Raw genomic sequence first — 22,293 nt, forward strand, 5'->3', positions numbered from 1 at the left:
TCCGATCAATGTGGGAGGGGGCTTGCTCCCGATAGCGGTGGTTCAGTCACAGTTGTATTGGCTGATAGACCGCTATCGGGAGCAAGCCCCCTCCCACATTTTGATCTTCATTGGCTTTGAGATTTTGGTTATTAATAAATAGCTTCTTATTCCTTAACGAATATAACCCTCGTCCCTATACTGGTCAGCAACGTTAAACGCTGCAGGAGGGCACACCCATGCACAGCGAGTCGATTCGTTACCTGATCGTGCCGGGCTGGCAAGGATCGCCAGAAGATCATTGGCAAACCCATTGGCAGAACAGCCTGCCCAACAGCGCCCGTGTGGAGCAGGCCGATTGGCTGACGCCGCGTCGCGAAGACTGGGTGGCGGCGTTGGCCGAGGCTATCGCGGCGGACAGCACGCCGGTGATTCTGATTGCCCACAGCCTGGGTTGCATCACCGTGGCGCATTGGGCCGCCACTGCGCCGGTGCAGTTTCTGCGTCAGGTGCGCGGCGCCTTGTTGGTGGCTCCGGCCGATGTGGAACGACCTGCGTGCTCCCCTGCCTTGCGTAACTTCGCACCGATCCCGACCCACCTGTTGCCGTTCCCCAGCCAAGTGGTCAGTTCCGACAACGACGCCGCCGTCAGCGCCCCTCGGGCCTTGGAGTTGGCGCGCAATTGGGGCGCCGAAGCCGGCATTTTGTCGGGCGCCGGGCATATCAATGTGAAGTCCGGCCACCAGCGCTGGGAACAGGGTTTCGCCTACCTCTATCGCCTGCAAAGCCGCCTTGAGCATCACGCCCGGCGCACTGCCTGAACATTTTTCAACGCCCCGTCCCTTAAGTGGATTTGGGGCGGGAGCCTGCCATGAGTCTGCATGAAACCTACGGCCAGCCATTGCTGACCTTCCCCGACGCCGATAAAAGCCCGCTGAGCATCCGCGCCAAGGCGCTGGTGTTTGTCGACCCGCGTTCGCGCCAGCTGCGCGAAGACCTCGAAAGCCTCGCTCCCCGTGCCTTGCCCGTGTTGATTCGTGGCGAGACCGGCAGCGGTAAAGAACTGCTGGCGCGCCACATCCACCGTGGCAGTGATCGCGGCGGCTTGTTTGTGTCGGTCAACTGCGGTGCCATCAGCCCGACTTACGCCGATGCCGAGTTGTTCGGCTACGCGGCTGGCAGCCACAGCGGGGCGGCCAGCAGCCGTGCCGGGTGGTTTGGTTCGGCCAATGGCGGCACCTTGTACCTGGATGAGATTGGCGATTTGCCGCTGCCGATCCAGGTCAAGTTGCTCTCCGCCCTGGAGAACCACGAGGTCACGCGCGTTGGGGCCCACCAGCCAAGCCCAGTGGATGTGCGCCTGGTGGCGGCCACCAGCATCGACCTGGCCCAGGCCGTGGCGGCGGGCAAGTTTCATGAGCGGCTGTTTCATTACCTGAGCGAAGGCCAGCTGGAGTTGCCCGCGCTGCGCGAGCGGGTTGGCGACATTCTGTCCCTGGCCGAATATTTCCTGGGTATCTACAGTCAGCGCCTGGACCTGCCGGTGCCGCTGATCAGCGATGCGGCCCAGCAGGTGCTGGAGCACCACAGCTGGCCGGGGAATACCCGCGAGCTGGAAAACGTTATTCACTTTGCGTTGCTGGTGAGCAGTGGCGACGAGATTTTGCCCGAGCACCTGAATCTGCCGGTGGCTGGCTCGCCACTGGAGCAAGTGCAGCGAATCTTCAACAGCGCGAGCCCGGCGGAGCAGGAAACATTAAGAAAATTCCTGCATGAACAAAATGGAATATCAACGTGAATAAAAGATATTGTTCGGGAATAAAAAATCTAGGTATTGTCACTCCCACGCCGCGATAGCATTTCGCTGGCACACTCTATAAAAACGGTCGTCACAGACGCCCCGGAATTCCGATAAGGACACTGCATGAAAAAGGTTCTGTTGTTTACCGCACTGGCGGCTGCCCTGACTGCAAGCCTGGCCCAAGCCAACGAGAAGCTGGTGGTTGCCGCCACCCCGATCCCGCACGCGGAGATCCTCGAACTGGTCAAGCCAACCCTGGCCAAAGAAGGCGTGGACCTGGAAATCAAGGTCTTCACTGACTACGTACAACCCAACGTACAAGTGGCTGAAAAGCGCCTGGACGCCAACTACTTCCAGACCCTGCCGTACCTCGAAAACTTCAACAAGGGCAAGGGCACCAACCTGGTGACCGTGGTCGGCGTTCACGTTGAACCGTTCGGCGGCTACTCGAAAAAAATCAAGAAAATTGAAGACCTGAAAGACGGCGCCACCGTGGCCATCCCCAACGAAGGCTCCAACAGCGGCCGTGCCCTGTTGCTGCTGCAAAAGGCTGGCGTGATCACCCTGAAAGATCCGACCAACGCCCTGGCCACGCCGAAAGACATCGCCAGCAACCCGAAACACCTGAAATTCAAAGAGCTGGAATCGGCCCTGCTGCCACGCGTGCTGGACCAAGTTGACCTGGACCTGATCAACACCAACTACGCCCTGGAAGCCGGCCTGAACCCAGCCAAAGACGCGCTGATTCTGGAAAGCTCGGACTCACCGTACGTGAACTTCCTGGTCGCCCGTCCGGACAACAAGGACAGCGACGCGATCCAGAAACTGTCCAAGGCCCTGACCAGCCCGGAAGTTAAAGCTTTCATCGAGAAGAAATACAGCGGCGCGGTTGTGCCTGCGTTCTGATGTAACCCAAAACCCCCTTCAAGGTTTCAACGCCGGCGGCTTGTTTAGCGTCGGCGTTTTTTTATGGTTGGAATACGGTCAAAACTGTGGGAGCGGGCTTGCTCGCGAAGGCGGTGTGTCAGGCCCGAATGAGCTGACTGACACACCGCCTTCGCGAGCAAGCCCGCTCCCACATTGGATTTGCGCAGATTCGGAACGGTTAGGTTTTTGCGTGATATCGATATGCTATATGGGTATTTAAAGTTTCTTTTTTATACCTTTAAAGTTCGCGCTACCCGACGATACCCACGCCGGATCGAACCGCGCACGCCGCTTTACCCCTGCGGCGTTTTGGACTGCCGATGACCTTCGATTTCGCTTTTATCCTCAGCACCTTGCCGGCGTTTTTAAAAGCCGTGGGGGTGACGCTGCAAGTGGGCCTGATCGCCATTGCCACCTCGCTGTTGGTGGCGCTGATCAACGCGGCACTGCTGGTGTTTCGCACGCCCTACCTGTCGCGCCTGGTGGCGTTGTACGTGGAGCTGGCGCGTAACACGCCGCTACTGATCCAACTGTTTTTCGTCTACTTCGCCCTGCCGGCCTTGGGCTTCAATATCTCCGGGTTCTGGGCGGCGATCATCACCATGACCTTCCTGGGCGGCGCCTACCTCACTGAAGTGTTGCGCGCCGGGGTGGAAGCGGTGCCGCTGGCGCAGATCGAGTCGGGCAAGTCCATTGGCCTGTCGGACTGGCAGCTGCTGCGCCATGTAATCCTGCCCCAGGCTGGCATCCTTAGCCTGCCGGCGCTGTTCGCTAATTTCATTTTTCTGCTCAAGGAGACCACCGTGGTCTCTGCCGTGGCGGTGCCGGAGATTCTCTACACCACCAAGAGCTACATCGCCCTCTACTACAAGACCTACGAAATGCTCGCCGTGCTCACGCTGATCTGCGTGCTGCTGTTCTTGCCCCTGTCGCTGCTGCTCAGCCGCCTGGAAAGGAGGCTCCAGCATGGCCAGTTCGGGTCTTGAGTTGTTGTGGGTGTCGTTGCCGCAACTGGGCAAGGGCGCTGCGCAAACCCTGTCGATTTCATTCTTGAGCATCGCCTTCAGCACCGTCGGTGGCGTGCTGTATGGCGTGCTGCGCACGTTGAACAACCGGCTGATCAACTCAGTTTTGCGGGTGTATCTGGAGCTGTTCCGGGCGATTCCGGTGTTGGTGTGGTTGTACCTGCTGTTTTTTGGTCTGCCGATTTTCTTCGGGCTGAGCATCCCAAGTTTCTGGTGCGCGGTGCTGGTGCTGTCGCTGTGGGGCGCCAGTGAAGTCGGCGAAGTGGTACGCGGGGCATTGCATTCGCTGCCCCGTGGCCAGCGTGAAGCGGGCTTGTCGATTGGCCTGTCCGACCCGCAACTGTACGGCTACGTGCTGCTGCCACAGGCGCTCAAGCGCATGACGCCGCCGACCATCAACGTCTACACACGCATCATCAAGACCAGCTCGCTGGCGGTGCTGATCGGTGTGGTGGATGTGATCAAGGTCGGCCAGCAAATCATCGAACGCACCTACGAATCCGTGTTGATTTACGGCGTGCTGTTCCTGTTTTTCTTCTTTATCTGCTACCCGTTGTCGGCCGCCTCCAAGGTGCTGGAACGGCGCTGGGCCCAAGCATGAGCGCATTGATCGAGTTTCAGGGTTTCAACAAATTCTTCGGCGAACAGCAGGTGCTCAAGAGCATCGACCTGAAGGTGCAAAGCGGCGAAGTGGTGGTGATCCTCGGCCCCAGCGGCTGCGGTAAAAGCACCTTGCTGCGTTGCCTCAACGGGTTGGAAGTGGCCCACAGCGGCAGCCTGCGCTTTGCCGGCAACGAGCTGTTGGACAAAAAAACCGACTGGCGCCAAGTGCGCCAGGACATTGGCATGGTGTTCCAGAGCTACCACCTGTTCCCCCACATGAGCGTGCTCGACAACATCCTGCTTGGGCCGCTGAAAGTGCAAAAACGCGACCCGCGCGAAGCCCGCGAACAGGCCGAGAAACTGCTGGAACGCGTGGGTCTTGCCGACAAGCGCGACGCCTTCCCACGCCAACTCTCGGGTGGGCAGCAGCAACGTATCGCCATCGTGCGTTCGTTGTGCATGAACCCCCAGGTCATGTTGTTTGACGAAGTCACCGCTGCCCTCGACCCGGAAATGGTCAAGGAAGTGCTCGAAGTGATCCAGGGCCTGGCCCGCGATGGCATGACCCTGCTGATCGTCACCCACGAAATGGCCTTCGCCCGCGCCGTCGCCGACCGCGTGGTGTTTATGGAGGCCGGTCGCATCCTCGAACACAACACCCCCGAAGAATTCTTTACGAACCCGCAAACCGCACGCGCGCAGCAGTTCCTGGAGAAGTTCTCCTTTGTGTCAACACTGCCCAAGAAAACCAAGGAACTGGAGCTGCTATGAAAAAGTTACTGCTGCCACTGCTGGCCGTCGCTGTACTGGCCGGCTGCGATAAAAAGGCCGAAGAGCCTGCCAAACCCGTTGCTGCCGCGAGCTACCTCGACAAGATCAAGGCCCGCGATAAGTTGATCGTCGGCGTGTTCACCGACAAACCGCCGTTCGGCTTTGTGAACGAGGCCGGCCGCTATGTGGGGTTTGATACCGACATCGGCCGCCAATTCGCCAAGGACCTGCTGGGCGATGAGAACAAAGTGGAGTTCGTCGCCGTTGAACCCGCCAGCCGTATTCCGTTTTTGCAAAGCGACAAGGTCGACCTGATCCTGGCGAACATGACCGTGACCCCGGAACGCAAGGAAGCGGTGGACTTTACCAACCCCAACCTGAAAGTCGCGGTACAGGCCCTGGTGCCGAATGACAGCGCGGTCAAAAACCTGGATGACCTGGCCACCCGCACCACCATCGTCACCACCGGCACCACTGCTGATATCTGGCTGACCAAAAACCACCCGGACTGGAAGCTGCTCAAGTTCGAGAAAAACTCCGAATCGCTGCAAGCGCTGTCGGCCGGTCGTGGTGATGCTTATGCCCAGGACAACCTGGTGCTGTTCAGCTGGGCCAAGCAGAACCCGGGCTACCGCGTGCTGGAAGAGAAACTAGGCGACGAAGCGCCGATTGCGCCAGCGGTGAAGAAGGGCAACACCGAACTGCGTGACTGGGTGAATGCCGAGTTGGCCAAGCTGGGTGAGGAGAAGTTCTTGCTCAAGCTGTACGACCAATATGTGCGTAAAGAGCTGAGCGATGACACCAAGCCTGAGAGCGTGATTGTTGAAGGCGGTAAGTGGCAGGGTTGATTCTTCTTTGACTGTTCTACCGCTATCGCAGGCAAGCCAGCTCCCACATTTGAAGGTATTCACAGTTCAAAATGTGGGAGCGGGCTTGCTCGCGAAGAGGCCCGCCCAGTCACCACTTACTCCGGCCAATGCCACGCCGGCGCATCAAAAATCCCTTGCCCAACGATTTGGGTCTCCCCCAGCACCTTCTCCAACACAATCGAATTACACCCCGCATCCTGCTGCAACGCCGCAATCAACCGGCTGGCATGGGACACCACCCACACCTGGCACTGCTGGGACGCCTGGATGATCAAACGCGCCAACGCCGGTAGCAAATCCGGGTGCAGGCTGGTTTCTGGTTCGTTCAGCACCATCATCGTTGGCGGCCGTGGCGTGAGCAGCGCTGCGATCAACAATAGGTAGCGTAAGGTGCCGTCCGACAATTCCGCCGCCGACAGCGGACGCAGCAAACCTTCCTGATGAAACTCAATCGCAAAACGTCCGCCCTGCAACGGCTGGATACTTAGGCGTGCGCCAGGAAACGCATCGCTGATGGCGTGTTGCAAGGCCTCGGGATCGCCAATTTCTCGGATGGTTTGCAGGGCCGCCGCCAGGTCGCGCCCATCGTGGTGCAGCACCGGCGTGCGCGTGCCCAGTTGCGGTTGGCGCGCGGGTGCCTCCCCGTCACTGCGAAAGTGATCATAAAAGCGCCAGCCGCGAATGCTCTCGCGCAGCAGCAACACTTCCGGCGAGCCACGCAGGCTGCCGACCTGATCGAACAGGCTGTGGTAATTGGGCGTGTGCTGGGCCAGAACGTCCCAATTGCGTCCGTCACGGGCGCGCACCATCGGCCCGGAACGCTGCACCAGCAGGCTGGAAGGGCGGTAGATGTGACCGGCCCAGATGCATTCCTTTTTTATTTCAGGGTCCATGGAAAAGTAGGATTGGGTCAGTTCCGGCAGCCCCAGAGAGATCGCGTAGCTGAAGTCCTCGCCAGCAAACCCCAGGCGCAGGCGTTTGACCTTGTGGCGCACAGTGGGCTCTATCGGCGCCTCGCCGCTGCGCATGCGCCGGGTGATGGTTTCTGGCCCGGCCCAGAAGGTTGAATCCAACCCGCCCTCACGGGCCAGCGCGTTGATCACCCCGCCTTGAGCGGTTTCCGCCAGCAGGCGCAAGGCGCGGTACAGGTTGGATTTACCGCTGCCATTGGGGCCGGTGACCAGGTTGAGGCGGTCCAGGGGCACTACCAATTTATTGATCGAGCGGTAATTGGCCACCGCGAGGGTCTTGAGCATGGGCATTCAATCGGCGTGGGAACCATCGGATTATGGGAGCCTCCATGCAGATAAGGAACCCTGAACTAAGCTCACAGTCGCATACACACTGGCAAGTCGGCATCACGCAAAAGGAGCCTGCATGGGCGGTCGTATTTCCACCTGTATTTTAGGACTTGGCCTACTGACGCTGCTGAGCGGCTGTGGCCAGGAAAAGGCTGAGCCCAAGCAGCATTCCCGGGTCTTTGTGCAGACGGTACAGTCGGCGGACTTTGCCGCTGCGGTCACGCTTACCGGGGATATACAGGCCCGGGTGCAAACCGACCTGTCCTTTCGCGTGGGTGGCAAGATCATCCAGCGCATGGTGGACGTGGGCGACCGCGTGAGCGCCAAGCAAGTACTGGCCAAGCTCGATCCCAAGGACTTGCAGACCAACGTCGACTCCGCCCAGGCCCAGGTCGTGGCCGAGCAGGCGCGGGTCAAACAAACCGCCGCCGCGTTTGTGCGCCAGGAAAAACTCCTGCCCAAGGGCTACACCAGCCGCAGCGAATACGACGCCGCCCAGGCCGCTCTGCGCAGCAGCCAAAGTGCGTTGGCCGCCGCCCAGGCCCAGCTTGCCAATGCCCGTGAGCAACTGGGCTACACCGCGTTGATCGCCGATGCGCCGGGTGTGATCACCGCGCGCCAGGCCGAAGTGGGCCAGGTGGTACAGGCCACCGTGCCGATTTTCAGCCTGGCCCAGGATGGCGAGCGCGATGCGGTGTTCAATGTCTATGAATCCCTGCTGGTGGAGCCGCCGCCCGATGCGCCGATCACCGTCAGCCTGTTGGACAACCCGAGTATCAAGGCCCAGGGCAAGGTCCGCGAAGTGACCCCCGCCGTGGCGGCCAATACCGGCACTGTGCAGGTCAAGATTGCCCTGGAGGCATTGCCCAACGGCATGCGGCTGGGCTCGGTGGTCAGCGCCACGGCCAATGGTCCGGCCAAGCCCAGCATCGAACTGCCCTGGTCGGCGTTGACCAAAGACATCAACGATCCTGCCGTGTGGCTGATCGACGGCGACGGCAAGGCGCAACTGCACAAGGTCAGCGTGGCGCGCTACCTCACCGGTAAAGTCATCATTGCCGATGGCCTCAAGGGCGGCGAAAAGGTCGTGGTGGCGGGCGGGCAATTGCTGCACCCCGGCATGCTGGTCGAGATTGCCCAGCAAGGAGCCCAGCCATGAAGCGCCTGACGGTGTTACTCGCCGCCAGCCTGTTGCTGGCCGCCTGCTCCAAGGAGGAAGCGCCGCCTGAGCCCATACGCCCGGTGCTGTCCATGCAAGTGAAGGCCGAGGATCAGGAAACCCTTGGCCGTTTCGCCGGGACCATCCAAGCCCGCTATGAAAGCAACCTGGGTTTCCGTGTGCCCGGCCGTATCGCCCGCCGCGCTGTGGATGTAGGGGCCGAAGTGGAGAAGGGCGCCTTGCTCGCCGTGCTCGACCCTACCGACCAGCAAAACCAACTGCGCGCGGCCCAAGGCGACCTGGCCAGGGTGCAGGCGCAATTCATCAACGCCCAGGCCAACGCCCGTCGCCAGCAGGAACTGTTCAACCGTGGCGTCGGCGCCCAAGCCCAGTTGGACATTGCCCAGACCGACCTGAAAACCACCCAGGCTTCCCTCGACCAGGCCCAGGCCTCGGTCAACCAAGCCAAGGACCAGCTCAACTACGCCGAACTGCGCACCGACCACGCCGGCATCGTCACCGCCTGGAATGCCGAGGCCGGCCAGGTGGTCACGGCCGGTCAGCAAGTGGTGACCCTGGCCCGCCCGGATATCAAGGAAGCGGTGATCGACCTGCCCGCCAGCCTTGCCGAGCGCCTGCCGCCGGACGTGGTATTCCTGGTCGCCGGGCAACTGGACCCCAACGTGCACACCACTGCCATCGTGCGTGAGATCGAGCCCCAGGCCCAAAGCGCCACGCGCACCCGTCGCGCCCGGCTGACCCTGGCCGAGACGCCGCCTGCGTTCCGCCTGGGCACGGCGATCAGCGTCACGTTGAGCACCGCCATCGCACCGCGCATTGAACTGCCCCTGAGCGCCTTGCAGGAGGTGGACGGCAAACCCCGCATCTGGCTGCTCGACACCCAAAGCCAGACCGTGCAACCGCGGGACGTCACGGTGATCAGCCGTGATACCCGCAGCGCGGTGCTCAACGCGGGCGTCAAACCCGGCGAACGCATCGTCACCGCTGGCGTGAACAGCCTGAAACCTGGGCAAAAAGTCAAAATCGACGAGGACAGCCCGCGATGAAAGGGAGCTTCAACTTATCCGACTGGGCCCTCAAGCATCAGTCCTTCGTCTGGTACCTGATGTTCGTCGCGCTGCTGATGGGCGTGTTCTCCTACATGAACCTGGGCCGCGAAGAAGACCCCTCGTTCACCATCAAGACCATGGTCATCCAGACCCGCTGGCCGGGTGCGACCCAGGAAGAAACCCTCAAGCAGGTCACCGACCGCATCGAGAAAAAACTCGAAGAACTCGACTCCCTCGACTACGTGAAAAGCTACACCCGGCCAGGCGAGTCCACGGTGTTCGTGTTCCTCAAGGACACCACCAGTGCCAAGGACATTCCCCATATCTGGTACCTGGTACACAAGAAGATTGACGACATCCGCGGCAGCTTCCCCCAGGGCTTGCAGGGGCCGTCGTTCAACGATGAGTTCGGTGACGTGTTCGGCTCGGTGTACGCCTTTACCGGCGATGGCCTGAGCATGCGCCAGCTGCGCGACTACGTGGAACAGGTGCGCGCCGAGATCCGTTCGGTGCCGGGGTTGGGCAAGGTCGAAATGATCGGCCAGCAGGACGAAGTGATTTACCTGAACTTCTCCACGCGCAAACTGGCGGCGCTGGGGATTGACCAACGCCAGGTCGTACAAAGCCTGCAATCGCAGAATGCGGTGACGCCCGCCGGGGTGATTGAGGCCGGGCCGGAGCGGATTTCGGTGCGCACATCCGGGCAGTTCGCTTCGGAAAAAGACCTGGCCAACGTCAACCTGCGGCTCAATGACCGTTTCTATCGCCTGGCGGATATCGCCGAGATCAGCCGTGGCTACGTGGACCCCGCACGGCCGATGTTCCGCTTTAACGGTACTCCGGCGATTGGCCTGGCGATTGCCATGCAGAAGGGCGGCAATATCCAAGCCTTCGGCAAGGCCCTGCATGAACGTATGGACGAGCTGACCGCCGACCTGCCGGTGGGCGTGGGCGTGCACAAGGTGTCCGACCAGGCCGAAGTGGTGGAAGAGGCCGTGGGTGGCTTCACCAGTGCGCTGTTCGAGGCGGTGATCATCGTATTGGTGGTGAGTTTTATCAGCCTCGGCCTGCGTGCCGGGCTGGTGGTGGCGTGCTCGATTCCGTTGGTGCTGGCGCTGGTGTTTGTGTTCATGGAATACAGCGGCATCACCATGCAGCGCGTGTCGTTGGGCGCGTTGATCATCGCCCTCGGCCTGCTGGTGGACGACGCGATGATCACCGTGGAGATGATGATCACGCGCCTGGAAAAAGGCGAAACCAAGGAGCAGGCGGCAACTTATGCCTACACCTCCACAGCGTTCCCGATGCTCACCGGTACGCTGGTGACGGTCGCAGGCTTCGTGCCGATTGGCCTCAACGCCAGCTCGGCGGGCGAATACACCTTCACCTTGTTCGCGGTCATCGCCGTGGCGATGCTGGTGTCGTGGGTGGTGGCAGTGCTGTTTGCGCCGGTGATTGGCGTGCATATCCTCAGCGCCAAGGTCAAACCCCACGATGCCGAGCCCGGCCGGATTGGCCGTGCGTTCAACGGCGGGATGCTGTGGGCCATGCGCAACCGTTGGTGGGCCATTGGCATCACCGTGGCGCTGTTTGTGGCGTCGGTGTTTTCCATGCAGTTTGTGCAGAACCAGTTCTTCCCGTCATCCGACCGCCCGGAAATCCTCGTTGACCTGAACCTGCCGCAAAACGCCTCGATCAACGAGACGCGCAAGACCGTCGACCGCCTGGAGGCGATCATCAAGGATGACCCGGATATCGCCCGTTGGAGCACCTATATCGGCCAGGGCGCGATCCGTTTCTACCTGCCCCTGGACCAGCAACTGGAAAACCCCTACTACGCGCAGTTGGTGATCGTCAGCAAAGGCCTGGAAGAGCGCGGCGAGTTGATCAAGCGCCTGCAAAAGCGCCTGCGCGATGACTTCGTCGGCATTGGCAGCTTTGTGCAGCCGCTGGAAATGGGCCCGCCGGTTGGGCGGCCGATCCAGTATCGGGTGTCTGGCAAGGACATCGACCAAGTGCGCAAGCACGCTATCGAACTGGCCACCTTGCTCGATCAAAACACCCACCTGGGCGAGATCATCTACGACTGGAACGAGCCCGGCAAAGTGCTGCGGGTGGACATCGCCCAAGACAAGGCGCGGCAATTGGGGCTGTCGTCCGAAGACGTCGCGCAGTTGATGAACAGCGTGGTCAGCGGCGCCTCGGTGACCCAGGTGCACGACGATATCTACCTGATCAATGTGGTTGGCCGCGCCGAAGACGCCGAACGCGGCACGCCGGAAACCTTGCAGAACCTGCAGATCGTCACGCCCAACGGCACCTCGATTCCGCTGCTGGCCTTCGCCACCGTGCGGTATGAGCTGGAGCAGCCACTGGTGTGGCGTCGCGACCGCAAGCCGACCATCACCATCAAGGCCTCGGTGCGCGATGAGATGCAGCCCACCGACTTGGTGAAGCAGCTGGCGCCGACCATCGATAAATTCAACGCTGGTTTGCCGGTGGGCTACAAGGTCGCCACCGGTGGCACTGTGGAAGAAAGCGGCAAGGCCCAAGGCCCGATTGCCAGTGTGGTGCCGTTGATGCTGTTCCTCATGGCCACGTTCCTGATGATCCAGCTGCACAGCGTGCAGAAGATGTTCCTGGTGGCCAGCGTCGCACCCCTGGGCCTGATCGGCGTGGTGCTGGCGCTGATTCCCACGGGCACGCCCATGGGCTTTGTGGCGATCCTGGGCATATTGGCGCTGATCGGCATCATCATTCGCAATTCGGTGATCCTGGTGACGCAGATCCACGAGTACGAGGTGGCCGGTTATTCACCGTGGGACGCCGTGGTGCAAGCCACCGAACACCGGCGCCGACCCATCCTGCTGACGGCGGCGGCGGCGAGCCTGGGCATGATCCCCATCGCCCGCGAAGTGTTCTGGGGGCCGATGGCGTACGCGATGATTGGCGGGATCATTATTGCCACCTTGCTGACGCTGTTGTTCCTGCCGGCGCTGTATGTGGCTTGGTACAAGATCCGTGAACCTAAGGCTCAGTGAGATCAAAAATGTGGGAGCGGGCTTGCTGTGGCGAGGGAGCTTGCTCCCGTTGACTGCGCAGCAGTCTCCGGCTTTTTTTTGGGGGCGCTTCGCACCCCAGCGCAAGCAAGCTTGCTCGCCACAGCAAGCCCGCTCCCACATTTGGATCTCCACATTCCTCAAAATGTGTGGGAAACCTCCTGATAGTCTTATTGACCCGTTTCAGGCCATCGCCTGTTTTACCCTTTCGACCTTCACCCCAACCGGTCGAACACGATGAACTGGCAACGGCATATTCTTCTGATCTGCACTGTCCTCCTCTCACCGTTGGCGCATGCGACCACGGTTCTGCAAAACCCCCAATGGCGCGTCGAACTCGACCCCACCAACCTCGCCATCCGCGCCACACCCACTGGCCAAGCGCCGGTGCAAGCCTCCAGCGGCGTGGCAGCCCGTGCTGTCAGCCAACTCTCACAAAGCGCCCAACAGGCCGATTGGCAATGGGATGACGGCGCCTTTCGGGTGAGTGCCACCCTTGAGCAACGCGACCTGAAGCTGACCATTCGCGCGCGCGAGCCCGGCGAACTGTCGATCCTTCAACAACCGGCCAGCGCCATCGGCAAGGGGCTGATGTGGCCGTTGGCCGAAGGGCATTATGTCCCCATAGACAATGCCGTGTGGAAGGCGTTTCTGCGGGAACAGGGCGATATCAACACCACCCAGGACCTCAGCCTGCCGCTGTGGGGCATGGACCACGGCCGTTTTACCTTGAGCTGGCTGCTGACCAACCCCTACAACAATCGCCTGCGTTGGGACGAAGGGCAGGCTTTGTCGGTGGCCCATGAATTCACCACGCTCGATCCCTCTGCCCCTATGACCTTGTTGCTGCACTTGGGCGATGCCGATCTCTTGGCGGGTGCCAAACGCTATCGCCAGTGGTTGGTGGAGCAAGGCCGTTATGAGCCCCTGGCGGACAAACTGCGACAAGCCCCCGAAGCCGAGAAGTTGCTGGGTGCCAGCCACGTCTATCTGTGGGGCAATGATCTGCTGGCCCCGGGGGATGTTCGGGACTGGTCGTTGTTGCGCGAGCGCCTGCGTACCCATGAACTCAAGGGTTTGCTGGACAAGGAAACCACACAGGTGCTGAAGCAAACCACGATGCTTAATCGCTACGAGCAGACGGTGTTGCTACGGGGGCTCAACGCGGCGATCAACACACAAGCCCGGCTGAGCTGGCAGGTGCACGAGCCCGATATGACGCGGCTTGCCGCCCGTTATGGCGAGCTTCGCCGTGAACTGGCCGTTGCGTTTGCCGGGGCGCTCACGGACACCCCCGACGCTTGGGGCAGCAAGACGATTCAATCGCTGGTCAACGCTGACCTTCCGCGCTTGCTGGTGACCCTTGGTGAAGGCTGGGAAGGTGGCCTGTGGCACCCCGAGGCGATTCGCGGCGGGGTCGATGCGGGGTTCCTGATGGCGCCCTATGACTCCTATGAAACCGCCTTGTCGGCCACTGAAAACCCCGACTGGACCACCGCTCACCTGGGCAGCGGGGCCTATCGCAACTGCGCGATTGTGTTGAAAACCGGCAAGCTGAAAACCGGCTTCCAGCAATCGGGCCATTACACCGACCCCCGCTGTGTACGGCCTTTGTTGGAAGCGCGGGTGCAAGCGGTGCAGGCCAAGGCGGGCTTCAACGCCTGGTTCCTCGATGCCTACGCCACCAGCATGGTTTTCGACAGCTACCGCGACGGCGCTCCCATGACCCAGGCGCAAAACGCCGAAGGCAATATCGATGCGTCGCGCTGGTTGAACACCGCGCTGAAGCTGCCCAGCGGTTCCGAAGACGGTAACGCGAACACCGCCGAGGGCATTCTGTTTGCCCACGGCATGCAGACGCCGGTGATTGGCTGGGGTGACCAGGCTATGACCCAGGACAAGCAATCAACCTATTACGTGGGCAACTGGTACCCGCCGGAGCAGCCTGCGGTGTTCTTCAAACCGGTGCCGTTGAATGAGCCGTTTCGCACGATCCATTTCGAGCCAAGCATGCGCTTGCCGCTGTACCAGGCGGTGTTCCATGGTTCGGTGATCACCACTCACCACTGGCTGTTCGACAGCCTGAAACTGAGCAATGTGCGGGCCCAGAACGAACTGACCCAACTGCTCTACAACGTGCCGCCGCTGTATCACTTGAGTGCGGCGACGGTTCAGCAGCGGTTGCCGGTGATCGAGCACCAGGACCGGTTTTTCCGCCCGTTGCATCAGCGCTTGGCCACTCAGGCGATGACTGGGTTTCAGTGGTTGACGGCGGATCGGTGGGTGCAGGAGACCACGTTTGCGGATGGGACGCGGTTGGTGGCGAATTTCTCCGCTGAGGAAACACAGGGGTATGCCGGACGCAGTGTGACGGCGTTGGTGGTGGGTGAGGAGCCAGTGGTGTATCAGGTCGATTAGCGGTGCCTTTGAGACCTTCGCGAGCAAGCCCGCTCCCACATTTGACCCAGTTCCAACTTTGGAATGCGATCAAATGTGGGAGCGGGCTTGCTCGCGAAGGCGTCAGACCAGACAGCCCTAAAGCTTGCGCCAGACGCTGGCCAACCAAGGCTGTTGCTCACGGGGCAACCCCGCAGGCCGGTAGTAATGCTCCAACTCCACAAACCCCGCCTGGCTCAACAACGCCTGCCACGTCGCCAAGTCGTGATAAGAGCCATACCTCGGCCCGTTCCAACCCTCCTGGTTCTCACCCCGTGGGTTGGAGCTGAACAACACGCCTCCAGGCTTCAACGCGCCATGCAACTGCTTGAGCACACGCGGCAATTCCTGCTTGGGAATGTGAAACAGCCCCGCATTAGCAAAGATCCCGTCGAAGCGTTCCGCCGGAAGGTCCAGCTTGAGGAAGTCCTGCTGCAACACTTCACACCCGCTGTCTTCGCGCGCCATCTGCGCAAACCGCTCAGAGCCATCCAGGCCTACGGCGATATGCCCCATGCGCGTGAACGTCTGCAAATCCCGCCCCGGTCCACAGCCGAAATCCAGCACGGTAAACGGCGCCGTGCCCTGGATATGTCGCAAGAGGGCGTCGATGTTCTGGCTCACATCGTGGTCGCGGGTGCCCGCACGAAAGTCCTCGGCCACTGTGTTGTAGTGGCCGAGAGTGGTGGAGGTGATCTGGTCGAGGTCATCGGGTTTCAAAGTCATGGCCGGGAATATAACCCAACTGATCAGCGTTTATTGAGCACTCGCGCCAAGCGGTCGCCGCCCAGTTGAATAAACGCCACCAGCACCACCAGCAGCACGATCACCGTGAGCATGATCTGCGTATCAAAGCGCTGATAGCCATAGCGATAGGCAATGTCACCCAAGCCACCGGCGCCAATTGCACCGGCCATGGCCGATGAGTTGATCATCGTCACCAAGGTGATGGTGAACCCGCCGACAATCCCCGGCAGCGCTTCTGGCAACAGCACATGCCAGATGATGTGCCAGCGCCGGCAGCCCATGGCCTGCGCGGCTTCGATCAGGCCGTGATCGACTTCCCGCAGGCTCACCTCGGCAATCCGCGCGAAGAACGGCGTGGCGGCGATGGTCAGCGGCACGACGGCCGCCCACACGCCGTAAGTGGTGCCGACAATCAGCCGAGTGAACGGGATCAGCGCCACCATCAAGATCAAAAACGGAATCGAGCGGAACAAGTTGACGAACGCCCCCAGCACCCGGTTCAACGCCGGTGCCTGATAGATCCCGCCCTTGTCGCTGGTCACCAGAAACACCGCCAGTGGAATCCCCACCAGCAAAGCGATCAACGACGACACGCCGACCATCAACAAGGTGTCGATGGCGCCCTGCAATAAACGATCAAACCACATAGCCCAGCACCTCCACCTGTTGTGCCCAGTTTGCAGCGCGGTTGCGCAATTCTTCGGCGCTGTGGGGCGAACCATTCACCGCCAGCAACAATTGCCCAAGCGCATGCCCCTGGATGCGTTCCACCCCGCCTTGCAGCAAACGCACGCGGCCACCGAGGGCGGCGAACAGTGCCGCCAAGTCCGGCTCGTCGGTGTCGCTGCCGGTGAACTGCAAGCGCAGCACCACGGCTGCATCGGCTGACACGGGCTTGGCCTGCAAACGGTTTTGCAGTTCTTCCGGCAGCCCATGTTGCAGCGGTGCCAGCAAGGTTTTGCTGACCTCATGCTGCGGGTTGCCGAACACCTGCCACACCGGGCCTTGCTCGACGATGCGCCCGTGTTCCAGCACCACCACGCGGTCGCAGATTTCGCGGATCACCGCCATCTCGTGGGTGATCAACACGATGGTCAGGCCCAGGCGCTTGTTGATCTCGCGCAACAGGCCGAGGATCGACTGGGTGGTTTCCGGGTCGAGGGCCGAGGTGGCCTCGTCGCACAGCAGAATCTGTGGGTCGTGCACCAGCGAACGGGCGATGCCCACCCGTTGTTTTTGCCCCCCGGACAACTGCGCCGGGTAGGCCTTGTGCTTGTCCTGCAAACCCACCAGCTCCAGCAACTCGCGCACCTTCTGCTCACGCTGCGGCTTGGGCACGCCGGCCACTTTGAGCGGCAACTCGACGTTCTGCCACACGGTCTTGGCCGACATCAGGTTGAAGTGCTGGAAGATCATGCCGATGCGCCGACGCAGCGCCACCAGGTGGTCTTCGTCGAAGTCGCCGATGTCCACCTGGTCGATCAACACGCGCCCGCTGCTGGGTTGTTCCAGGCGGTTGATGGTGCGGATCAGCGAGGATTTACCGGCGCCGCTGCGGCCGATAATGCCAAACACTTCACCGCGCTGGATCGCCAGATCGATGCCTTGCAAGGCATGCACCTTACCGTCGTAGCTCTTGCCCAGGTTGATAAAGCGCACATGGGCGCGGTTCAGGTCCGGGTGCAGTTCTGCCTGCTCGGCGTCCCTGGGCGGTGTGCCCAGGTCGCGCAGTTGAGAGTGGGCGGCGGTCATTTTTTAGCTTCCCAACCGACTTGGTAGAGCTTGCCCAGGGATTTATCCAAGGCGGCGCGTACCACGGGCGAATGCTGGTAGATGTCGACGAACTTGATCACCCGTGGGTCGCTGGTGCCCTTTGGCTGGGTGACGAACTGGATCACGTATTCCGGGTGGTCGAGGCCATCGAACAGCAAGGCCGACTCGGCATTGAAGGTCTTGGACAGGCGGATATAGGCCGGGTAGCCCTGCACCAGATCGGCGTCGTCATAGGCGCGCACCAACTGCACCGCCTCGACTTGCAGGATCTTGATCTTCTTCGGGTTGCTGACGATGTCTTCTTCGGTGGCCTTGTAGCCCACGCCCGGTTTGAGCGTGATCAGCCCAGCCTTGGCCAGCAGTTGCAGGCCGCGGCCGCTGTTGATCGGGTCGTTGGCGATGGCCACGCTGGCGCCTTGGGGCAGGTCGTTGATGCTTTTGAATTTCTTCGAGTACAGGCCGACGTTGTTAATGATGCCGGGGGCGTACGGCACCAGGTCAAACCCGGCGGCGGCCTTGGCGTTTTCCAGGAACGGGATGTGCTGGAAGTAGTTCACGTCGATATCACCGGCGGCGAGGCTGACGTTGGGCGCGATCCAGTCGGTGAATTCCACCAGCTCGACTTTCAAGCCTTGCTTGCCGGCTTCGGCGACGGCGGCTTCCAGGGGGATGGCGAAGGCGGCGGTGGTGCCGACTTTGAGCGTTGCGTCGCTGGCGAATACCGCCGAGCTGAACAGGCCAAGGGCCAGGGCCAGTGCTTTGACTGGGTGGGCGAGTAGTATTTTTTTCATAGTGGTTTTCCAGTCATAAGGTATGGGTGAAAGCAAGCCCGCTCCCACATTTTTGATTAGTGTCGGTAGCTGGAACCGGTGTGCTGTTCGGGGAGTCGCGCGCCGCCGTGGAAAACTTTTTCTCTCAGTGTTCCGGTCTCATAAGCAGTCTTGTACGACCCACGCTTCTGCAGCTCCGGCACCACCAAATCGATAAAGTCCACGTAGCTCTCCGGCGTCACAATCCGCGTCAGGTTGAAGCCATCCAACCCGGTCTCGCTGATCCACGCTTCCAACTCATCAGCCACCTGTTCAGGCGAGCCCACGAGGGTGATATAGCGTCCACCGAGGGCGTGCTGTTCGAGCAACTTGCGGCGGGTCCAGTCGTTGTTCTGCAGGTTCTTGGTGGCCGACTGGATCGCGTTGCTCTTCACGTACTGGATCGGTTCGTCCAGTTCGTATTGGGCAAAGTCGATCGCCGTAGACGCCGAGAAATGCGCTACCCCGGCCTCTGCGCTGGCGTAGCTGAGGTATTCGGCATGCTTGGCCCAGGCCGCTTCCTCGGTGGCACCCACGATCACGTTGAGGCCCATGAACACCTTGATGTCATCCGGGTTGCGCCCGGCTTCGACGGCGCTGGCGCGCACCTTGTCCACTTGCACTTTGGTGGATGCCTTGTTCTGCCCGCTGATAAACACGCACTCGGCATGCCGCCCGGCGAACAGCAAACCACGGTCCGAACTGCCGGCCTGGAACAGTACCGGCGTACGCTGCGGCGACGGCTCACACAGGTGATAACCCTCCACCTGATAGAACTCGCCGTGGTGCTCAACTTTGTGCACCTTGCCCGGTTGCGCATACACCCGCGCCTGCGGGTCGTTGCGCACGGCGTCGTCTTCCCAGCTGCCTTCCCAGAGTTTGTAGAGCACTTGCAGGTACTCATCGGCCTGGTCGTAACGGCGGTCGTGTTCGACCTGCTCGGTGAGGCCCATGGCCTTGGCGGCACTGTCGAGGTAGCCGGTGACGATGTTCCAACCCACCCGGCCACGACTCAGGTGATCCAGCGTGGACATGCGTCGCGCGAACAGATATGGCGGTTCGTAGGTGAGGTTGGCGGTGAGGCCGAAGCCGAGGTTCTTGGTCACGGCCGCCATCGCCGAGACCAACAGCAACGGGTCGTTGACCGGCAGCTGGATCGACTCTTTGAGCGGTACATCAATGGAGTTCTGGTACACGTCGTAAACGCCGACGATATCGGCGATGAACAAGCCGTCGAACAGCCCGCGCTCCAGGATCTGCGCCAACTCGGTCCAATACTCGATGGTCTTGTATTGGGTGGAGGTGTCCCGAGGGTGGGTCCACATGCCGTGGTTGATGTGCCCGATGCAGTTCATGTTGAAGGCATTGAGCAGGATTTTTTTCTTGGCCATCAGATAGTCCCCCGCAGCGGCGGGTTTTCATCGTTGAGGTAGTAATTGCCCACGGCGTGGTACTTCCAGCGCACCGGGTCGTGCAGGGTGTGCACGCGGGCGTTGCGCCAGTGGCGGTCCAGGCCATGCTCGGCCAGGGTCGCCTGGCTGCCGGCCAGTTCAAACAGGGTGCTGCCGGCAGCCAGGGAAATCTCGGTGCTCAGGGCGCGCACTTCGGCCACCGCAATTGAGGCGGCGGCAACGGTGTCGGCGTTGCTGTCGGCCTGGGCACGGTCGAGAAACTCACCTGCGCGTTCCAGCAGCGCCTCGGCGGCGTGCAGGCGGATGCTCAGGTGGCCGAAGCTTTTCAAGGTCAGCGGGTCTTCGGTGGCCTTGTCGTTGCCCGAATCGATCCACGGGCGAGTCTTGGTGCGCACAAAGTGCAGCGCATCTTCAAAGGCCGCACGGGCGATGCCGGTGTCGATGGCGGCGTGGAGGATCTGCGCCAACGGGCCGACGGTGGTCGGGCGTTCGAAGGCGCTCTGGAACGGGATCACGTCTTGTGCGCTAACCCACACGTTGTCGAACACCACCGAACCGCTGCCGGTGGTGCGCTGGCCAAAGCCGCTCCAGTCGTCGATCACCGCCAGGCCCTGGCTGCCCCGTTGCACAAATGCCAGTTGTTGCACGCCGTGTTCATCCACCACGGACGTAGGGATGCGCTGGGCGTAAATCGCGCCGGTGGAGTAGAACTTGCGGCCGGTAATTCGCAAACCGTCGCCGTCACGGGTGATGGAGGTTACGCGGTCGTGGGCGGTCTTGGTGCCCAGTTCCGCCAGGGCATTGCCAAAGCGCTGGCCGGCCAAGACTTCGGCGTACAGGCGTTTTTGCTGGGCCGGGCTGCCGTTTACGCGCAGCACTTCCAGTGCATAGAAATGGTTTTGCGGGATCTGGCCCAGGGAGGCATCCGCCTGGGCAATCAGTGCGATGACCTTGGCCAGGGTGACGTTGGACACACCCGCGCCGCCATATTCCTTCGGCACGCTGATGCCCCATAGGCCGGAGCGGGAAAACACGTCCAGTTCAGGCAAGGGCAGGCGTCGTTCGCGGTCGCGTAGGGCGCTGTCGCGGCGGAAGTCTTCGGCCAGGTCGCTGGCGACAATAAGGGCTTGTTCGTCGCTGGTAATAACCGCGACGTGGTGAGAAAGGGTCATAGGTTTCTCCAGAGGTCTGGTCGGTTAAATCCAGGAATGGCGGGCAGGCAGAGTGCCGTTGAGCCGATAAGCGCCGATGGCGTGATACTTCCAGCGCACCGGGTCGTGCAGGGTGTGCACCCGGGCGTTGCGCCAGTGACGGTCGAGGTTGAACTCGGCGAGGGTGGCGCGGCTGCCGGCCAGTTCGAAGAGCTTCTCGCTGACCAGCAGCGACACTTCGGTGGTCAGCACTTTCGCCTCGGCCACGGCAATCGAAGCGCGGGCGGCGGACTGCGCGGTGATCGGTGCGGCGCTGACCTGGTCGAGCACTTGGCCGGCTTTGCGCAGCAGGGCTTCGGCAGCGTGCAGCTCGATCTTCAATTTGCCGATATCGGCGATCACGTACAGGTCATCGCTGGCCCGTTCGACCTTGGCATCGACCCATGGGCGCGAACGCTCGCGGACGAAGGCGATGGTGTCGTCGAGGGCGCCGCGGGCAATGCCGGCGTCGATGGCCGCCTGGATCAGTTGCGAGACGGCGCCTTGGATATTCGGGGTTTGGCCAATGCGCCAGTTTTCGACCACCAGCTCTGCATCCACGGGCACCTGGTCCAGCAGCACCGTACCGCTGGCGGTGGTGCGTTGGCCAAAGCCGGACCAGTCATCGACGATGCGCAGCCCTTCGCTGCCACGGCGCACAAAGGCCATGACCTGCTTGCCGTCATCGTTCAGCGCCTTGACCGCGACCCAGTGGGCGAACAGCGCACCAGTGGAGTAGAACTTCTGGCCGCTGATGACATAACCGTCAGCGTCGGCGGTGATGCGCGCCTTGAGTTCCAGGGTGTTCTTGGTGCCGCGTTCCGGGCCTCCGTTGCCGATGCGCCAGCCGTCGAGGACGCTCTGGAACAGCTGCTCTTTCTGACGCTCGGTGGCTGCGCCCTGCAATAGGTGCAGGATGCCGAAGTGGTTCTGCGGGATCTGGCCCAGGGCCGGGTCGGCTGCGCTGATGATCGAGAACACCTCGGCCAGGGTCACGAAAGACACCTGCGGGCCACCGTATTCGCGGGGAATGGAAATGCTGCCCAAACCGCTGCGGGTGAACTGTTCGATCAGCGCCCAGGGCAGCTTGCGTTGCTGGTCGCGCTTGGCGGCTTGCAGGCGGGCAGCCTGGGCCAGCTCGTGGGCGGCGTTCAGCGCCTCGGCGTCGTTGCGCAGCACAGTGGCCGGCAACAACAGCGGGGCTACATCATCCAGATCACTCTGGGGGGGTGTTTGAGCCAAGTTAGACATCAGCGCCGCTCCTTGGCTGCACGTAATGCCCTGGCGTTATGCACCGGGGTAATTCTGACCATACCGACCTCGCATTCAATGAAATAAAAACAGAAAAATCAGAGATGTCCG

The 22,293-nt window shown here is 61.4% G+C and carries 19 protein-coding genes; 11 read left to right on the plus strand and 8 right to left on the minus strand.

The features are described from left to right. The first annotated feature begins 218 nt into the window (after nucleotides 1-218). The 7 genes from ACLD1Y_RS20075 (at nucleotide 219) to ACLD1Y_RS20105 (ending at nucleotide 5,954) form a co-directional block, all read left to right on the plus strand. A complete protein-coding gene (locus ACLD1Y_RS20075) occupies nucleotides 219-800 on the plus strand; it encodes an alpha/beta hydrolase (protein ID WP_429479571.1) in 582 nt (193 codons plus the stop codon). 50 nt (nucleotides 801-850) lie between these two features. Beyond that, entirely contained in the window at nucleotides 851-1,777 is a 927-nt protein-coding gene (locus ACLD1Y_RS20080) for a sigma 54-interacting transcriptional regulator (protein ID WP_135307874.1), read from the plus strand. Between the two features lie 126 nt (nucleotides 1,778-1,903). After that, a complete protein-coding gene (locus ACLD1Y_RS20085) occupies nucleotides 1,904-2,686 on the plus strand; it encodes a MetQ/NlpA family ABC transporter substrate-binding protein (RefSeq protein ID WP_429479572.1) in 783 nt (260 codons plus the stop codon). A gap of 341 nt (nucleotides 2,687-3,027) precedes the next feature. After that, nucleotides 3,028-3,693, plus strand: a complete 666-nt coding sequence (locus tag ACLD1Y_RS20090; RefSeq protein ID WP_003187615.1) for an amino acid ABC transporter permease — start codon at nucleotides 3,028-3,030, stop codon at nucleotides 3,691-3,693. Then, nucleotides 3,674-4,333: an amino acid ABC transporter permease gene (locus tag ACLD1Y_RS20095; RefSeq protein WP_426219015.1), complete on the plus strand. Its 660-nt coding sequence runs from the start codon at nucleotides 3,674-3,676 to the stop codon at nucleotides 4,331-4,333. Before ACLD1Y_RS20090 ends, ACLD1Y_RS20095 begins: the two co-directional genes overlap by 20 nt. Beyond that, entirely contained in the window at nucleotides 4,330-5,106 is a 777-nt protein-coding gene (locus tag ACLD1Y_RS20100; RefSeq protein ID WP_429479573.1) for an amino acid ABC transporter ATP-binding protein, read from the plus strand. The genes ACLD1Y_RS20095 and ACLD1Y_RS20100 overlap by 4 nt, the downstream gene beginning before the upstream one ends. Then, nucleotides 5,103-5,954 carry a transporter substrate-binding domain-containing protein gene (locus ACLD1Y_RS20105; protein ID WP_429479574.1) on the plus strand — a complete coding sequence of 284 codons (852 nt, stop codon included), beginning with the start codon at nucleotides 5,103-5,105 and terminating at the stop codon, nucleotides 5,952-5,954. Before ACLD1Y_RS20100 ends, ACLD1Y_RS20105 begins: the two co-directional genes overlap by 4 nt. A gap of 116 nt (nucleotides 5,955-6,070) precedes the next feature. Here ACLD1Y_RS20105 and ACLD1Y_RS20110 read toward each other — a convergent pair whose 3' ends face one another. Beyond that, the gene (locus ACLD1Y_RS20110; RefSeq protein WP_429479575.1) at nucleotides 6,071-7,231 is read right to left on the minus strand and encodes an AAA family ATPase; all 1,161 of its coding nucleotides are present in this window, start codon (nucleotides 7,229-7,231) and stop codon (nucleotides 6,071-6,073) included. Nucleotides 7,232-7,352: 121 nt separating this feature from the next. Here ACLD1Y_RS20110 and ACLD1Y_RS20115 point away from each other — a divergent pair, with 121 nt between their 5' ends. The 4 genes from ACLD1Y_RS20115 (at nucleotide 7,353) to ACLD1Y_RS20130 (ending at nucleotide 14,982) form a co-directional block, all read left to right on the plus strand. Next, nucleotides 7,353-8,435 carry an efflux RND transporter periplasmic adaptor subunit gene (locus tag ACLD1Y_RS20115; RefSeq protein ID WP_429479576.1) on the plus strand — a complete coding sequence of 361 codons (1,083 nt, stop codon included), beginning with the start codon at nucleotides 7,353-7,355 and terminating at the stop codon, nucleotides 8,433-8,435. Then, the gene (locus ACLD1Y_RS20120) at nucleotides 8,432-9,502 is read left to right on the plus strand and encodes an efflux RND transporter periplasmic adaptor subunit (RefSeq protein WP_429479577.1); all 1,071 of its coding nucleotides are present in this window, start codon (nucleotides 8,432-8,434) and stop codon (nucleotides 9,500-9,502) included. The genes ACLD1Y_RS20115 and ACLD1Y_RS20120 overlap by 4 nt, the downstream gene beginning before the upstream one ends. After that, on the plus strand, nucleotides 9,499-12,546 hold the full coding sequence (locus ACLD1Y_RS20125; protein WP_429479578.1) for an efflux RND transporter permease subunit: 3,048 nt from the start codon (nucleotides 9,499-9,501) through the stop codon (nucleotides 12,544-12,546). Before ACLD1Y_RS20120 ends, ACLD1Y_RS20125 begins: the two co-directional genes overlap by 4 nt. Nucleotides 12,547-12,801: 255 nt before the next feature. Further along, nucleotides 12,802-14,982 carry a glycoside hydrolase gene (locus ACLD1Y_RS20130; protein ID WP_429479579.1) on the plus strand — a complete coding sequence of 727 codons (2,181 nt, stop codon included), beginning with the start codon at nucleotides 12,802-12,804 and terminating at the stop codon, nucleotides 14,980-14,982. 117 nt (nucleotides 14,983-15,099) lie between these two features. Here the strand turns inward: ACLD1Y_RS20130 and ACLD1Y_RS20135 are convergent, their stop codons facing one another. The 7 genes from ACLD1Y_RS20135 to ACLD1Y_RS20165 are packed head-to-tail and all read right to left on the minus strand — an operon-like array spanning nucleotide 15,100 to nucleotide 22,182. Then, a complete protein-coding gene (locus tag ACLD1Y_RS20135; RefSeq protein ID WP_429479580.1) occupies nucleotides 15,100-15,726 on the minus strand; it encodes a class I SAM-dependent methyltransferase in 627 nt (208 codons plus the stop codon). A 23-nt stretch (nucleotides 15,727-15,749) separates the two neighbouring features. Beyond that, entirely contained in the window at nucleotides 15,750-16,394 is a 645-nt protein-coding gene (locus ACLD1Y_RS20140) for a methionine ABC transporter permease (protein WP_017736886.1), read from the minus strand. After that, nucleotides 16,384-17,499, minus strand: coding sequence for a methionine ABC transporter ATP-binding protein (locus ACLD1Y_RS20145; protein ID WP_429479581.1), 1,116 nt, complete (start codon nucleotides 17,497-17,499; stop codon nucleotides 16,384-16,386). The genes ACLD1Y_RS20140 and ACLD1Y_RS20145 overlap by 11 nt, the downstream gene beginning before the upstream one ends. Further along, a complete protein-coding gene (locus ACLD1Y_RS20150) occupies nucleotides 17,496-18,311 on the minus strand; it encodes a MetQ/NlpA family ABC transporter substrate-binding protein (RefSeq protein ID WP_429479582.1) in 816 nt (271 codons plus the stop codon). The genes ACLD1Y_RS20145 and ACLD1Y_RS20150 overlap by 4 nt, the downstream gene beginning before the upstream one ends. Nucleotides 18,312-18,367: 56 nt before the next feature. Beyond that, nucleotides 18,368-19,720 carry an LLM class flavin-dependent oxidoreductase gene (locus tag ACLD1Y_RS20155; protein ID WP_429479583.1) on the minus strand — a complete coding sequence of 451 codons (1,353 nt, stop codon included), beginning with the start codon at nucleotides 19,718-19,720 and terminating at the stop codon, nucleotides 18,368-18,370. Further along, on the minus strand, nucleotides 19,720-20,913 hold the full coding sequence (locus tag ACLD1Y_RS20160; RefSeq protein ID WP_429479584.1) for an SfnB family sulfur acquisition oxidoreductase: 1,194 nt from the start codon (nucleotides 20,911-20,913) through the stop codon (nucleotides 19,720-19,722). The genes ACLD1Y_RS20155 and ACLD1Y_RS20160 overlap by 1 nt, the downstream gene beginning before the upstream one ends. A gap of 24 nt (nucleotides 20,914-20,937) precedes the next feature. Next, nucleotides 20,938-22,182, minus strand: a complete 1,245-nt coding sequence (locus tag ACLD1Y_RS20165; RefSeq protein ID WP_429479585.1) for an SfnB family sulfur acquisition oxidoreductase — start codon at nucleotides 22,180-22,182, stop codon at nucleotides 20,938-20,940. Nucleotides 22,183-22,293 lie beyond the last annotated feature (111 nt).

The organism is Pseudomonas sp. 18175 (genome assembly GCF_050432925.1).
Taxonomy (GTDB): domain Bacteria; phylum Pseudomonadota; class Gammaproteobacteria; order Pseudomonadales; family Pseudomonadaceae; genus Aquipseudomonas.

Bases quoted from the DNA above. Each gene is read 5' to 3' on its own strand.
- ACLD1Y_RS20075 (WP_429479571.1), top strand. From the start codon at position 219: ATGCACAGCGAGTCGATTCGTTACCTGATCGTGCCGGGCTGGCAAGGA.
- ACLD1Y_RS20080 (WP_135307874.1), top strand. From the start codon at position 851: ATGAGTCTGCATGAAACCTACGGCCAGCCATTGCTGACCTTCCCCGAC.
- ACLD1Y_RS20085 (WP_429479572.1), top strand. From the start codon at position 1,904: ATGAAAAAGGTTCTGTTGTTTACCGCACTGGCGGCTGCCCTGACTGCA.
- ACLD1Y_RS20090 (WP_003187615.1), top strand. From the start codon at position 3,028: ATGACCTTCGATTTCGCTTTTATCCTCAGCACCTTGCCGGCGTTTTTA.
- ACLD1Y_RS20095 (WP_426219015.1), top strand. From the start codon at position 3,674: ATGGCCAGTTCGGGTCTTGAGTTGTTGTGGGTGTCGTTGCCGCAACTG.
- ACLD1Y_RS20100 (WP_429479573.1), top strand. From the start codon at position 4,330: ATGAGCGCATTGATCGAGTTTCAGGGTTTCAACAAATTCTTCGGCGAA.
- ACLD1Y_RS20105 (WP_429479574.1), top strand. From the start codon at position 5,103: ATGAAAAAGTTACTGCTGCCACTGCTGGCCGTCGCTGTACTGGCCGGC.
- ACLD1Y_RS20110 (WP_429479575.1), bottom strand. From the start codon at position 7,231: ATGCTCAAGACCCTCGCGGTGGCCAATTACCGCTCGATCAATAAATTG.
- ACLD1Y_RS20115 (WP_429479576.1), top strand. From the start codon at position 7,353: ATGGGCGGTCGTATTTCCACCTGTATTTTAGGACTTGGCCTACTGACG.
- ACLD1Y_RS20120 (WP_429479577.1), top strand. From the start codon at position 8,432: ATGAAGCGCCTGACGGTGTTACTCGCCGCCAGCCTGTTGCTGGCCGCC.
- ACLD1Y_RS20125 (WP_429479578.1), top strand. From the start codon at position 9,499: ATGAAAGGGAGCTTCAACTTATCCGACTGGGCCCTCAAGCATCAGTCC.
- ACLD1Y_RS20130 (WP_429479579.1), top strand. From the start codon at position 12,802: ATGAACTGGCAACGGCATATTCTTCTGATCTGCACTGTCCTCCTCTCA.
- ACLD1Y_RS20135 (WP_429479580.1), bottom strand. From the start codon at position 15,726: ATGACTTTGAAACCCGATGACCTCGACCAGATCACCTCCACCACTCTC.
- ACLD1Y_RS20140 (WP_017736886.1), bottom strand. From the start codon at position 16,394: ATGTGGTTTGATCGTTTATTGCAGGGCGCCATCGACACCTTGTTGATG.
- ACLD1Y_RS20145 (WP_429479581.1), bottom strand. From the start codon at position 17,499: ATGACCGCCGCCCACTCTCAACTGCGCGACCTGGGCACACCGCCCAGG.
- ACLD1Y_RS20150 (WP_429479582.1), bottom strand. From the start codon at position 18,311: ATGAAAAAAATACTACTCGCCCACCCAGTCAAAGCACTGGCCCTGGCC.
- ACLD1Y_RS20155 (WP_429479583.1), bottom strand. From the start codon at position 19,720: ATGGCCAAGAAAAAAATCCTGCTCAATGCCTTCAACATGAACTGCATC.
- ACLD1Y_RS20160 (WP_429479584.1), bottom strand. From the start codon at position 20,913: ATGACCCTTTCTCACCACGTCGCGGTTATTACCAGCGACGAACAAGCC.
- ACLD1Y_RS20165 (WP_429479585.1), bottom strand. From the start codon at position 22,182: ATGTCTAACTTGGCTCAAACACCCCCCCAGAGTGATCTGGATGATGTA.